The following is a 13,370-nucleotide window of genomic DNA, read 5'->3' on the forward strand; positions in this document are numbered from 1 at the left end:
CCCCGTCCGCGATCAACTCACCAGACGAAGGACGGGGCGCGCACGCAATAAAACCCGGCGCTACCGATAGCGCCGGGCTCCATAGATCAAGATATCGCGGGCTGCGATCAGGCGGCGAGGTCGTCGGCTTCCGTGCCCTTGAACATCTTCGACAGGTTCAGGAAGCAGATCATGCCGTTCTCGGTGGCGATGATACCTTCCGAGAAGGACTTGTCGAACGAAGCCGAAATTTCCGGTACAGGCTGAACCTGGGAGCTCGGAATCGTCAGAATGTCGGAGACGCGGTCGACGAGCATGCCGATTACCATGTTGTGAACTTCGGCGACGACGATCGCACTGCGCTCATTGGCGACCGTGCTCTTCATGCCGAGCTTGTAGGCAAGATCGATGATCGGGATCACCGAGCCGCGCAGATTCATGACGCCGATCACGTCGGCCGGCGCATGCGGAATGGGGGTCGAAGGCGCCCAGCCGCGGATTTCGCGAATGGTCGTTGTCTTCACGCAGAATTCCTGATCGTGAAGACGGAAGGCGATGATCTCGAGGGTATCGCCGCCGAAGGTCGTGGAGTTGATCGTCGTTGCCATCAGTGTGTTCCCAGTCCTTTTGTCTTTCGCAGAGCGCCGACGCCGAAACGTCCTTGCTCATGCCGTGAAAACGCGTACCGGCGATGCGACGGACCGGGCTGCGGCAGTGACATCTCGTCTCGCTCTGTGTGCACCGTAGCGGAAGAGTGTTGCTCAAATCTAAATCCGAGACGGTACCGGAAAAGCTGCAGCCTACACCGGCCAAAATCCCACCTTCTTCACGTGCCTTTCGACAGTACGGCGTCGATGTTCTCGATTGCCCAATCCACCTGGTCCCTGGTGATGACCAGTGGTGGTGCGAAGCGAATGGTATTGACGTGGGTATCCTTGGCGAGAATGCCGCGGTCCTTCATGGCGTAGCAGTACTTGCGGGCACCGCCTGCCTCGGGCAGGAGCTCGACCGCCATCATCAGGCCGCGCCCGCGGACTTCCCGGATCATGTTGGAACGGATCGACCGAAGCCCCTCCATGAAGTAGGCTCCCATCCTCTCGGCGTTTTCGATCATGCCTTCTTCCACCAGTACCTTCAGCGCCTCTCGAGCGATCGCGCAGGCGAGTGGATTGCCGCCGAAAGTCGAGCCGTGCTGGCCAGGCTGAAGGACTCCGAGCACTTCGGAGTTCGAAAGCACCGCGGAGACCGGATAGAAGCCGCCGGAGAGGGCCTTGCCGATCAGGGTCACGTCCGCCTCGATGCCTTCGTGCTCTTCCGCCAGAAACTTGCCGGTTCGACCGAGCCCGGTCTGTATCTCGTCGAGGATCAGTGTGACGTTGTGCTCTGTGCAGAGATCACGCACCCGGCGGAAATAGCCGGCTGGAGGAATGATGACGCCGGCCTCGCCCTGGATCGGCTCAATGAGGGCAGCGACCGTGTTCGGGCTTATGGCGGCCTCGAGTGCGGCGGCGTCACCGAAAGGGACAATAGTGAAGCCCGGCGTGTAAGGACCGAAGCCTTCGCGGGCGTCCGGATCGGTCGAGAAGCTGATGATGCTCAGCGTGCGGCCGTGGAAATTCTCCGAACAGACGATGATCTCGGCCTTGTTCTTCTCGACGCCTTTCACCTCGTAGCCCCATTTGCGTACCGCCTTGATCGCCGTTTCGACGGCTTCGGCGCCCGAGTTCATCGGCAGGATCTTGTGTGAGCCGGTCAGCGCTGCGAGCTCTTCGTAGAAGAGAGCGAGCTGGTCGTTGCGGAAAGCGCGCGAGGTCAGCGTAAGCTTGGAGGCCTGTTCGGTCATCGCGGCCAGGATGCGCGGGTGGCAGTGCCCCTGGTTGACGGCGGAATACGCGGACAGGCAATCGAGATAGCGGTTTCCGTCGCCGTCCCAGACATGCACGCCCTGGCCTCGCGTCAGCACGACGTCGAGCGGCTTGTAGTTATGGGCGCCGAGACGGTGTTCGGTAGCAATCAGTTCAGCTGTCTGGGACATGGCGGCGTTCCTTGTGACTCAGGCGGAGCGGGTCGGGCGGTCGAGGACGCGGCGGCCGAAAAGGCTCGCCGCGAGATCGACGAGGACGCGGGCACTTTTGCCGCGATCGTCCAGAAAGGGGTTCAGTTCGACCAGGTCGAGCGAGGAGACGAGCCCGCTATCGTGCAGCATCTCCATGATGAGATGGGCCTCCCTGAAGGTTGCTCCGCCCGGTACCGTGGTGCCGACACCGGGAGCGACGTCCGGATCGAGGAAATCGACATCGAGGCTCACATGCAGGAGGCCGTTGTTGCGCCCGACCTCGGCGAGAATCCTGCGCATGATTGCGCCGACACCGTCCTCGTCCACGGCCCGCATGTCGAACACATTGACCTTGTTTGTGGCGATCGCGACGCGCTCCTCCTCGTCAACAGAGCGGATGCCGACCTGATAGACTTGCTTCGGGTCGACGAACGGCCGGTCGGCCGGAAGGATAGGGGCGAACTCGGCCTGACCGCAGAAGAAGGCAACCGGCATGCCATGCATGTTGCCGGATGGAGAGGTCTCCGGCGTGTTGAAGTCGGCGTGCGCATCGAGCCAAAGAACGAAGAGCGGCCGGCCGACCTGTTCGGCGTAGCGGGCCATGCCGGAGACGCTGCCCATCGACAGGCTGTGATCGCCGCCGAGCGCTACCGGCAAGCTATCGGCGCAGGCAGCATCGAAAGTGGTCTTTTCCAACAGACGAGTGAAGGCGCCGACAATCGGAAGATTCTTCGCCTTCGGGTTCGTCCGAAGGTCGGCTGCCGGTCCCGGGCGCAGGTCACCCGCATCGCTGACGCGGTATCCGAGTTCCTGCAGCATCTGACCAATGCCGGCAATCCTGAGGGCTGCCGGTCCCATCGCGCAGCCACCGCGGCCGGAACCTTCCTCGATCGGCACCCCGACCAGTGTCACCGCCTTCTGCTGTTCCTGCATCCGCTACTCCCTGTCTTCTGACGAGAATTATCCCTGCGCACCGCGTCGGCAAAAAGATGGAAAAATGTCGAAAAGGAAGCTAAGTTTCGCAAAATGACAGGCCATTCTGACGGATTGTGACCCTTGGACGACCTCGATCACGCGATACTCGGCGCATTGCGCCACAATGCCAGAATCGCTGTGTCATCGCTTGCGGCGATGACCGGTGCCTCGCGCGCCACCATCTCCGCACGGATCGATCGCATGGTTGCAGATGGTACCATCGCAGGCTTCACCATCAAAACCGGAAGTGAGCTGCGCGCGGCCGGCGTCCGCGCGATCGTGATGATCGAGGTCGTCGGCAAGTTCGCAGACAAGGTCGCCCATCAACTACGGGGCTTGCCCGAGGTGCGTGCACTCCACAGCACCAATGGCCGGTGGGACTTCGTCGCCGAACTCGAGGATCGCGATCTCGCGTCCTTCGACGAGACGCTGCGGCGCATCCGCCTCATCGAAGGCATCAATACCACCGAGAGCAACATTCTCCTGAAGACCAGCAAAGTGAGCTACTGATCGCCGTATTTAATTGGCGGGGAAGCGGAATAGGACCGGAAGCTCTGCCGGGCTCAGTATTCCTTTTCGTAGAAGATGCCGGCACCGCCGGAGCCGTCGCCTCCGGCTTCGCCCTTCAGTTTGACGCCACGCCCGACATCGAGATTGATGGTGGCTCGGCCCGTACCGTCGGCACCCTGGTCGAGTTCGATATAGGTCCGCTCGTTCAGGTATTTTCCGGCACGGAACTGCGCCTGGCCGCGTTCATCGGTCGTGATGTCGAGGTTGTCGATGCCGATCGCGCCGCGCAGACTGCTGAAGAGCGACGTCTGCCCGCCGGCAAGCTGTCCCACGGCATCTGCGAGCTGGGCGATCTGGAGCGCTGACAGCCGGGTCATCGACTGACCGAAGATGAGCTGCGCAAGGATCTCGTCCTGCGGCAGTGCCGGCGAAGACGAGAAGGCGACCTGCGGATTGTTCGCCAGGCCCGAGAGCGTCACCGTGATCGTCGTGCTGCCGGATGTCGTGGTGGCTTCCATGTCGAGGATGGGGATGAGGCCGCCCCCGAAGGTAATTGTGCCCCGGGTGAAGTCCAGGCGCTTGGTCAGAATGGTCAGGCGCCCGCGCAGCAGCGTGAAAGCGCCACTGACGTCGGGATCGGTGGCCGTTCCTTTCAGGGTGAGCGAGCCTCCGAGTTCGGCATCGATGCCCCTGCCGCGCACGAAAACGCGTGAAGGCGAGGATATGGCAAGGTCGAGCCGGATGCCGGAACTGCTGCCACGCGCCTCTGTCGGTCGCAATGCGGCCGTTTGGGCGCGCACCGCCGGGGGAGCATTCCTGTGCTTGACGTCGATCTCGGCGAGACTTGCGGGAAGCCGTTCGGGCACGGTGATTGCGGTGTCGGACAGCGCCAGAGATCCGGACAGCACCGGTCCGGAGAGAAGGGGACCGCGCAGTCCGAGCGTGCCGTCGACCGTCGAGTGGAAGAGCATTCCATCGACGTAGACGGCCTTGACGAGCTTGATCTCGACATCGGCCGGCAGTCCCGGAGAACGGATGTCGATGGTGCCCGAGCCGGACACGGCGCCGCCACTCACCAGACGCCCCGTGAGATCAGAGATCGTCGCCCGGTTCTCGGCAAGTGTGACCGTGGCGGCCAGGGCTTCTACGGTGAGATTTCTCCGCACGTCGATGAGCCGCGCGCCGCTTGTCGTCAGTCTGCCGCCGACAACGGGACCGCGGAGATTGCCAGACACCGTGAGCTGGACATTTGCTGTTCCCTCCAGCACGAGGCCTTGTTGCGACAGAAGGCCCGACAGCGTTGCGAAGGGCAGATCGCCGGCGAAGCGCAGGTCGACATCCTGCCTGCCGGACACGACAAGCGATCCTCCGCCGGTCAGCACGGCGCCTCCGGCGCCGGTTGTCCGCGTATCGATCGTCAGCCTGCTGCCTTCGAAACGTCCGCGTGCATTGACGTTCAAGTCACCGAGGGCGGCCGAGCGTGTCTGTGCGACAGCCGCGTTCCGCCAGTCGAGCGTGTAGCCCACGACGGGAGATGCAGCCCGCCCGGTGACGGTAACGGTCCCCGAAATGCTGCCGGCTGCACCGAGTGTGGGCGAGAGGCTGTTGGCCAACGCCGCAGGGATGTTGTTCAACGCCGCGTTCAGATCAAGCGTGCTGCCAGCCCTTCCGTCGAGCGTGACTGTGCCACTGCCTGCCGAGATGGCGACGGCACGCAGGGTCGCCGTGCCATCCTCGATGGCCACGGACGCAGGAGCGGAGAGTTGTAGCGGGATTCCGCGCGGCGCGGCCGAAAGCTCCTTTAGACCGACGGTCAATCCATCGGTCGTTTCCACTACGTCACCTTCGAAAAGGACGGGTGCGTTGTCATAGCGTGCTTCGAGTTTGATGCCCGTTTCGGAACCTTCACGCGTGAAGGACAGGAGGGGGGTCTCGATCACCTGGCCGCCGACCTTGAGTGACTGCGCACGCACTGACCCAACGGCTGCCAGCGTCGGGATATCGGCGATCGCGACGTTCATATCGGGTCTGGTCACCACGACGCCGTCGCGGCTTAGCGTGGAGCCGCTCGCCGCGACCTTCAGGCTCGTCCGCCCCTTATCATCTCCAATCGTCACGTTACCCTTGAGATCGCCGGCGGCCTGCTGACCGGCCAGCGCGGCAAGGAGACCGATGTCCGGAAAATCGAAGGTCAGTTCGCCGCTCGGGGTGAACTGCGGCGAGAACGACATCGAGCCAGACGCACGATTCGGGCCCACGACGACCGAAAGCGCCGGGATGTTCGTCCCACCATTCGCGGGGACAAGATCTGCGCTGCCGCTGATGGTCTGCCCGTCCAATTGACCGGACATCCTGAGCTGGCCTGTCGGAGTTGTAAGACTTGCAGTTCCCTCCAGCTCGACGGTCAAGGCTTCCAGCGTCCGTCCCGCCGCTTTCGCCTCGGCGGCGTTCAGCGCCACGCGCGCCTTTGGGCTGTCGAGAGGGCCGGAGGCAGAAACGGTGAAGTCCGTCGCGCCTTCCGTATTGGCGATGAAATGGCCGATGTCGGCGATCTTGCCCTGCAGGTCGGCCGTAATCTGATTGTCGGATGTGAGTGCACCGTTGCCCGACATCTCCAGGACGTTCGAGGTGACCTTCAGGTTGTCGAGGCTTACGGCGCCCGGCGGCGCGAATTGGAGATCGCCGGCCAGGCCGATCGTTCCGCTGAACTTTGACGCGACGCTCGCAGGCAGAACATCCGGCAGGAGGAACAGGGCGAGGTGGGACGACAAAGTGCCACTTTCCAGCGAATAGCTTCCGTCGATCTTGCCGCCGACGGACGCGCTCTCGATGGTCGAGCCGTCGAAGCCGATGCTCCCGGATGAAAAGGCGAGCGGCGCATGTATGGTCAGCGGCGGACGGACGGCATGGTTCAGGGAGGGGCTCGAAAACGTACCTGCCTTGACCGATATTGCCGTGTCGAGTTGGCCTTTCCGCTCCGCGAGGTCGAATGCCGTACTTTTCGCCGAGAGTGTGACGTCGTTCAGGCGTCCCTCCGTCGTGGCGAGGGATTGCAGCTGCGCCCTGAGGTTCAGCGCGGCCGCCGATGCCGGTCCGTTGATGGAGAATTCCGCGCTCTCGATTTCCGTCTCGACGGTGCGCTTGTCATCCGCCCAGCGAAGGGTGACCGGTCCGGAGATGCCGGAAAGGCTTGCCCGCAGGTCGTTCTGGCCCGCGGGATCGAAGGTTCCCGAGGCGGTGAGCTTGAGGCTCGCGGATATTACCGCGCCGCTTTCGATTTCGACGGCGCCGGACGGTGCGATTGCCGCCGCGACGTCGATCAGAGTCCGACCTGAGAAGAGGCTGCGCAGGGAGGGAGGCAAAACCCGATCGAATTGGCCGTCGCCCTTGAGCGTCACGTGCCGGCGGTTCTCCGCCACTATGCGGTGCGTCGCAGTGACCGAGATCGTCGGTTGACCGTCGACGTCGGCTGAGACCGTGCCGCGCCAGTCGGATAGCGGACCGTCGCCATCTATAGCGATCTTGAGGGCAGGTTCACCGGGAAGGCGCAGCAAGCCGGCCATGAGTCCGCCGGCCGGCTCCGCGACAGTCGCCTTGAGGCGCAGGCGATCGTCTGCCGGAGCGTAAAGCAGGTCGGCACCAAGTTCCGAACCGGCAACATTCCTGCGTCGGGCCTCGATCTTAGCCGCGATCTGATCAGCATCGGCGAGCCCGGAACCTGCAAGGGAAAAGGTCACGGGCTTCCCCACCAGTTCGCTCCCGAGAGAGACGTCACCCACCGCAACCGAGGCAATGTCGATCGCCAGCGGCGGCCGGAAGGGCGCGCCTGACGGTGTCGGAGGTTGCGTCACAATTGGTTGTCTGTCGATCTCGATCGCCGTTGCGGCGATGCGATCGGCGCGGAAACGTCCGGCAAGCAGCGCCGACGGAGTCCAGTCGACGGCGAGATCCCGGACAGTGGCGTAAGTTCCCTTCGTGTCGGCAATCGTGACCGTTCCGACGCGGAGCCGTCCGGACAGCAACGGCCCCGGATCGGAAATCGTAATCCGGCGATCCGGCGTGGAGGCGAGCTCCGCGATCCAGCCCGACAACAGTCTCCCGCCGAAAGAGGTGAACCCACCGAGTACAATTGCAACGACCAGCAGCGCCAACGTCGTTCCCACGACGTAGGCCGCAAGGCGAAGGATCCATTTCGTCAGGCGGGTCAGGAGTTGCATCGCGGCTTTTCGTCTTCCCTTTCGATGTGGCGGTAGGCGGCGTCAGAAGCTCTGTCCGATCCCGGCATAGATGCCGTAACGGCTGCCGCCATCATAGCGATCGAGCGGCAGGGCGACGTCGAGCCGGATCGGCCCGAAGGCTGTATTGTATCGTAGTCCGATGCCGGCCCCGAGGCGGACATCGGAGAAATCGGGATAGAGCTCAGTGGATACGGTACCGAAATCGAGGAACGGCACGACGCCGATCGTATCGGTGACGTTGAGGCGTGCCTCGACAGAGCCGGTGACGTAGGACCGCCCGCCGGTCGCATCGCCGCTGCCGTTATAGGGCGATATCTCCTGGTAGGCGTAGCCGCGAACCGAGCCGCCGCCTCCGGCATAGAAGCGGCGCGTTGCCGGCATGCTGGCGAGGCCGTCGCCGCCGATCAGTGTTCCGGCCGCGAGCTTGCCGGCAAGGACGAGACGATCGTCTTCACCGAAGCCGCGGTAGCCGGAAATCGAGCCCTCAAAAGACGAGAAGATCGTCCCTTCGAGAATCTCGTAGCTCGGTGCTGCGGAGAGCGTGGCGCGATATCCCTCTGTCGGATTGAGGGTGTTGTCGCGGGTATCGCGGACGTAGTCGACCGGCACTGCAAACGTGACATAGCGATTGTTGCCGAACGCGTCGTCGATGTCGTCGAAGCTCAGCGTCGCCGCGGCGGACAGAGTGTCCTTGTCGCTGAGTTCGTAGGAGTAGCCCAGGCGCGCAACCACCGATCTGGCGTCATAGGATTCCGTCGTGATTGTCGAACCCTTGATGCTGGCGTCGAGTGTGCCGGAAGGTACGAAGGCGCCGGGCTTCACGAACGAGATGCCGGCGGTGTAATCGAGGTTCTCGATCCCGTTCCAATTGCCGAGACCACCGACAGACCCCTCGATCCTCAGAGATTCTGCCTGCCCGAACAGATTGCGGTGGCCCCAGTATCCCTGCAGTCCGGCACCGTCGATCGTGGAAATCGATGCGCCGAAGCCGAAATAGCGGTGCTTGCCTTCGGAGACGGTGATGCCGAGTGGCAGCGAGCCATCCGGAGCAAGTGTTTCCGATTCCTTGATCGTCACGCTCGAAAAGACGCCAAGCTTGCGCAGCCGCTCCGACGCCTTTCGGATGTCCTCAGGAGTATAGGGCTTTCCCTGGTTGAGCCGCGAATACCGTCGGATGAAGTCTGGATCGACGGCCTTTTCGCCCGAGATGGTGACTGGTCCGATCGGTGCGATGGGGCCGCTTTCGGCGCCGAGCACCACATCGACCGTCTGCGACTTGTGATCTGCGACGACCTGCTGCTCCGTAAGGCGCGCAAGCGGACGCCCCTCCGTCTTGAGGTCGTCGACGATCTGCCGGGCGGCCTTGATGATCACGAGCGATCCGGCATCGCCACCGGGACGCAGCTCGTAGCGGCCGAGGTCGAGACGTGCCGCATCTCCTTGGAGGCGGATGTCGCCGAGTGTGAAAACCGGGCCGGGGTCGACGCGAAGGGTGACAGGCACCGGACCTGACCGGTCGAATTTCGGGTTCGGTGGCAGATCGTCGATGTTGCGGCCGCCGATCGTGATGGTGACGACCCCTCCGTAACGGGCGCGTTCGTACAGTGTGGCTATCAGTCTGTCGCGATCGTCGCGTGCCTTGATGACAAGTCCGAGGTCGCCGGAGACCGGGTTGTCCACCTGATTGACGAGAAGCGAACTGCGTTCGATGGCGCGGGCGAGCTCCCGGTCCGAGCCGTCGGTGTCCAGATTGACGCTGTAGCGCAGTGGATCAACGATATCGGCATCAGCCTTGTCGTCCCCGAACAGCGTGATTCCGAAAATCTTGAAGGCGTAGGCGTCACTAGCCGAGCCGAGGCAAAACAAAACCGTTGCTGCGACCGTCAAGGCGCTCCCGGCCTCCCGAAACGCAGAACTCAAGTTCGGCAATGTCGATCCGATCGGTGTACGCAACGTTGGTATGTCGGGTCATCCTATCCGAGAGACGTTTCCGCTTCGCTAAACAGCAACTTCAGATTCAGACTGCGGAAGGGATATCGCTTCAGGACACCCTAGAAAAGAAAAAAGTCCCGGCTTGTTTGCCGGGACTTCACCGCCTCGGCGGAAGCGATCAGTAGCCGCGCGGGCAGTAATCGACGTAACGACGGCCGTAGCGGTCGCGGTAGTAGCACTTGCCGGGTTCAGTGGCCGCGCCAATGACCGCACCTGATACGCCGCCGATGGCCGCACCGACGGCTGCGCCGCGGACGTCACCCGTAATCGCGCCGCCGATGATTGCGCCCGAGGCGGCGCCGATGGTGGCGCCCTTCTCGGTCTGTGTGCAACCAGCGACCGAAAGGCCGATCAGTACAAGCACAAGAGCCTTTTTCATGACTTTTCTCCAATGGTTTTACGCATTCCGGATGACCGGTCACTGCATCACTCGCGTATCCGCCGGCAGATATCAATCCGTCCTTGCGATCGCGGCACAAAGAATAGCCTTCAAAATGGGAAAGTCCATTGAATTCAAATCTCCGTGATCACGTACCGTTGTCGCAGTGTTCGCAGGGACACAGTAAAGCTGTTCGGTTGCTGCGTTGCGGCAAATAAAAATGCCGTTCCCCCTCGAAGTACCAGTTGATCCGCTCTGGAAAAAGACAAATGATGACTCGGGTGTCCTGGAGAGACACGAGGAGGAACAATATGGCTAAAGTAACGCTGTCGGTGAACGGCCGCACAGTCAGCGGCGATTGTGACGATCGCACGCTTCTCGTCCAATTCATCAGGGAAAAGCTGGGGCTGACGGGCACCCACGTCGGATGCGACACCACGCAATGTGGCGCGTGCGTGGTGCATATGGACGGCAAGTCCATCAAGAGCTGCTCCATCCTTGCTGTCCAGGCGTCTGGTTCGGAGATCACGACAATCGAGGGGCTCTCCGCCAACGGCGAACTGCATCCGGTGCAGGCGGCGTTCAAGGAGCATCACGGTCTGCAATGCGGCTTCTGTACGCCGGGCATGGTGATGACTGCCGTCGACATGATCAGTCGCCATGGCGGCGCGCTCGACGAGGCGACTGTTCGCCATGAACTCGAAGGCAACATCTGTCGCTGCACCGGGTACCACAATATCGTCAAAGCCGTCCTTGCCGCCAATGCCGAGATGCATGCCGGCCGCCAGGCTGCCGAGTAGAAACGTCGACTTGCCGGCCGCTTGCCGCTGATCGTCGTCTGCAGCTGTCGGGCCGCCGAAATGCCATCGGGAGGATATCATGGGTGTTGAAGGAATTGGCGCGCGCGTCGCGCGCAAGGAAGACAAGCGATTTCTGACGGGCAAGGGCCGCTACACGGACGACATGGTCGTCCCGGGCATGAAGTATGCCTATTTCGTGCGCTCGCCCTATGCGCATGCCCGCGTCACGGGCATGGACACGAGCGCCGCCAAGGCAATGCCGGGGGTGATCGACGTCCTCGACGGCAAGCAGTTGCTGGCCGACGGGATCGGCAACCTGATCTGTGGCTGGATGATCCATTCCAAGGACGGCTCGCCCATGAAGATGGGTGCGTGGCGTCCGCTCGCCCATGACACGGTGCGTTATGTCGGCGATGCGGTTGCGGTGGTTATTGCAGATTCGGTTGCCGAGGCGCGTGACGCCGCCGAAGCCGTGGTCGTCGACTACGAGGAACTGCCGATCGTCACGGACGCCGTCAGTGCACTCCGCGAAGGGGCACCGCAAATTCATCCGGAAGCGTCCGGCAACCTGATCTTCGACTGGGAGATCGGCGACAGCTCGGCGGCCGACAAGGCGATTGCGGAGGCCGCTCACGTCACGGAAATCGAGATCCGCAACAACCGCCTTTCTCCCAACGCAATGGAGCCGCGCGCGGCACTCGGAATCTATGATGCGGCCGAGGATCACTACACCTGCTACACGACCAGCCAGAACCCGCACGTGGCCCGCCTCGTCATGAGCGCGTTCTATAACGTGGCGCCGGAGAACAAGCTGAGGGTCATTGCGCCCGATGTCGGTGGTGGCTTCGGATCGAAGATCTATATTTACCCCGAGGAAATCGTCTGTCTCTGGGCCTCCAAGAAGACCGGAGTTCCGGTCAAGTGGACGGCCGACCGTTCGGAAGCCTTCATGACGGACGCCCACGGCCGCGACCATGTGTCGAAGGTCAAGATGGCCTTCGACAAGGACAACCACATCACCGGCCTGAAGGTGGACACGATTGCCAATCTCGGCGCCTATATGTCGCTCTTCTCGTCCTCGGTGCCGACCTATCTCTACGCGACCCTGCTTTCCGGTCAGTACGCAATTCCTGCCATCCACTGCAATGTCCGGACCGTCTACACCAACACGGTGCCGGTTGATGCCTACCGCGGAGCCGGACGTCCTGAAGCGACCTACCTGCTCGAGCGGACAGTGGAGACCGCAGCGAGGGAACTCGGTCTCTCTCCCGCGGAACTCCGCCGGAAGAACTTCATCCGCAGCTTCCCCTACCAGACGCCGGTCATCATGACCTACGACGCTGGTGACTATGAAGCGTCGCTGGAGGCGGCAATGGCTGCCGCAGACTGGAGTGGTTTCCCTGCGCGCCGCGCGGAGGCCGAGCACCGGGGCATGAAGCGCGGAATCGGTATGAGCTGCTATATCGAGGCGTGCGGTATCGCCCCGTCACAGGCCGTCGGTTCGCTCGGTGCCGGCGTCGGTCTCTGGGAATCGGCGGAAGTCAGGGTGAACGCGGTCGGCACGATCGAGGTGCTGACGGGGTCGCACAGCCACGGCCAGGGTCATGAAACCACCTTCGCCCAGCTCGTTGCGGATCGTCTCGGGGTTTCGATCGACAGCATATCGATCGTTCACGGCGATACCGACAAGGTGCAGATGGGTATGGGCACATACGGGTCCCGGTCGGGGGCGGTCGGCATGTCGGCCATCGTCAAGGCGCTCGACAAGGTCGAGGCGAAGGCCAAGAAGATCGCCGCTCACCTTATGGAGGCGGATGAGAGCGACATCGTCGTCGAGAACGGCGAACTGAAAGTCGCTGGTACCGACAAGTCGCTACCCTGGTTCCAGGTGGCGCTTGCCGCCTACACCGCGCACAATCTGCCTGCCGGCATGGAACCGGGCCTGAAGGAAAGCGCCTTCTATGACCCGTCGAACTTCACCTTCCCGGCCGGCTGCTACATCTGTGAGGTGGAGGTCGATCCAGAGACCGGCAAGACGACCATCATCCAGTTCGTCGCAGCCGACGATTTCGGCAACATCATCAATCCCATGATCGTCGAAGGCCAGGTGCACGGCGGCATCGCGCAGGGCATCGGTCAGGCGCTGCTCGAAAACGTCGAATACGATCCCGCAACGGGCCAGTTGCTGACCGCAAGCTTCATGGACTACGCCATGCCGCGAGCGGACGACCTGCCATCCTTCAACGTCTCGCATCAGTGCACGCCCTGTCCGGGCAACCCGCTCGGCATCAAGGGATGCGGGGAGGCCGGGGCTATCGGTTCGCCGCCGGCGCTCATCAACGCCATCACCGATGCGATCGGCAACAATCGCCTGAACATGCCGGCCACGCCGCAGGCTGTCTGGCGCGCCATGCAGGCTCAGATCTAAAGGGGGACGGAGA

Annotated in this window: 9 protein-coding genes; 3 read left to right on the plus strand and 6 right to left on the minus strand. The window is 62.6% G+C overall.

Going from position 1 to position 13,370, the window contains the following annotated elements:
- Window positions 1–107: 107 nt before the first annotated feature.
- The 3 genes from DFR48_RS09490 to rocF form a co-directional block, all read right to left on the minus strand.
- On the minus strand, window positions 108–587 hold the full coding sequence (locus DFR48_RS09490; RefSeq protein WP_112686511.1) for a chemotaxis protein CheW: 480 nt from the start codon (window positions 585–587) through the stop codon (window positions 108–110).
- Between the two features lie 218 nt (window positions 588–805).
- The gene (gene rocD, locus DFR48_RS09495) at window positions 806–2,014 is read right to left on the minus strand and encodes an ornithine--oxo-acid transaminase (RefSeq protein ID WP_114362909.1); all 1,209 of its coding nucleotides are present in this window, start codon (window positions 2,012–2,014) and stop codon (window positions 806–808) included.
- An 18-nt stretch (window positions 2,015–2,032) separates the two neighbouring features.
- On the minus strand, window positions 2,033–2,968 hold the full coding sequence (gene rocF, locus DFR48_RS09500; protein WP_114362910.1) for an arginase: 936 nt from the start codon (window positions 2,966–2,968) through the stop codon (window positions 2,033–2,035).
- A 123-nt stretch (window positions 2,969–3,091) separates the two neighbouring features.
- Between rocF and DFR48_RS09505 the strand changes: the two genes are divergently transcribed.
- Window positions 3,092–3,520: an Lrp/AsnC family transcriptional regulator gene (locus DFR48_RS09505; RefSeq protein ID WP_112686517.1), complete on the plus strand. Its 429-nt coding sequence runs from the start codon at window positions 3,092–3,094 to the stop codon at window positions 3,518–3,520.
- A gap of 53 nt (window positions 3,521–3,573) precedes the next feature.
- Here DFR48_RS09505 and DFR48_RS09510 read toward each other — a convergent pair whose 3' ends face one another.
- The 3 genes from DFR48_RS09510 to DFR48_RS09520 form a co-directional block, all read right to left on the minus strand.
- Window positions 3,574–7,737 carry a translocation/assembly module TamB domain-containing protein gene (locus DFR48_RS09510; RefSeq protein WP_114362911.1) on the minus strand — a complete coding sequence of 1,388 codons (4,164 nt, stop codon included), beginning with the start codon at window positions 7,735–7,737 and terminating at the stop codon, window positions 3,574–3,576.
- Between the two features lie 42 nt (window positions 7,738–7,779).
- Window positions 7,780–9,711: an autotransporter assembly complex protein TamA gene (locus DFR48_RS09515; protein ID WP_114362912.1), complete on the minus strand. Its 1,932-nt coding sequence runs from the start codon at window positions 9,709–9,711 to the stop codon at window positions 7,780–7,782.
- Window positions 9,712–9,868: 157 nt separating this feature from the next.
- The gene (locus DFR48_RS09520) at window positions 9,869–10,129 is read right to left on the minus strand and encodes a YMGG-like glycine zipper-containing protein (RefSeq protein ID WP_114362913.1); all 261 of its coding nucleotides are present in this window, start codon (window positions 10,127–10,129) and stop codon (window positions 9,869–9,871) included.
- A 311-nt stretch (window positions 10,130–10,440) separates the two neighbouring features.
- On the opposite strand from DFR48_RS09520, the gene DFR48_RS09525 reads away from it, so the two are divergent.
- Window positions 10,441–10,929 (plus strand): (2Fe-2S)-binding protein, encoded by a 489-nt coding sequence (locus DFR48_RS09525; RefSeq protein ID WP_114362914.1) that lies wholly within the window; start codon window positions 10,441–10,443, stop codon window positions 10,927–10,929.
- A gap of 79 nt (window positions 10,930–11,008) precedes the next feature.
- Window positions 11,009–13,357 (plus strand): xanthine dehydrogenase family protein molybdopterin-binding subunit, encoded by a 2,349-nt coding sequence (locus DFR48_RS09530; RefSeq protein WP_114362915.1) that lies wholly within the window; start codon window positions 11,009–11,011, stop codon window positions 13,355–13,357.
- Window positions 13,358–13,370: the final 13 nt, after the last annotated feature.

The sequence above is a fragment of the Ciceribacter lividus genome, from assembly GCF_003337715.1.
GTDB classification, from domain to species: Bacteria; Pseudomonadota; Alphaproteobacteria; order Rhizobiales; family Rhizobiaceae; genus Allorhizobium; species Allorhizobium lividum.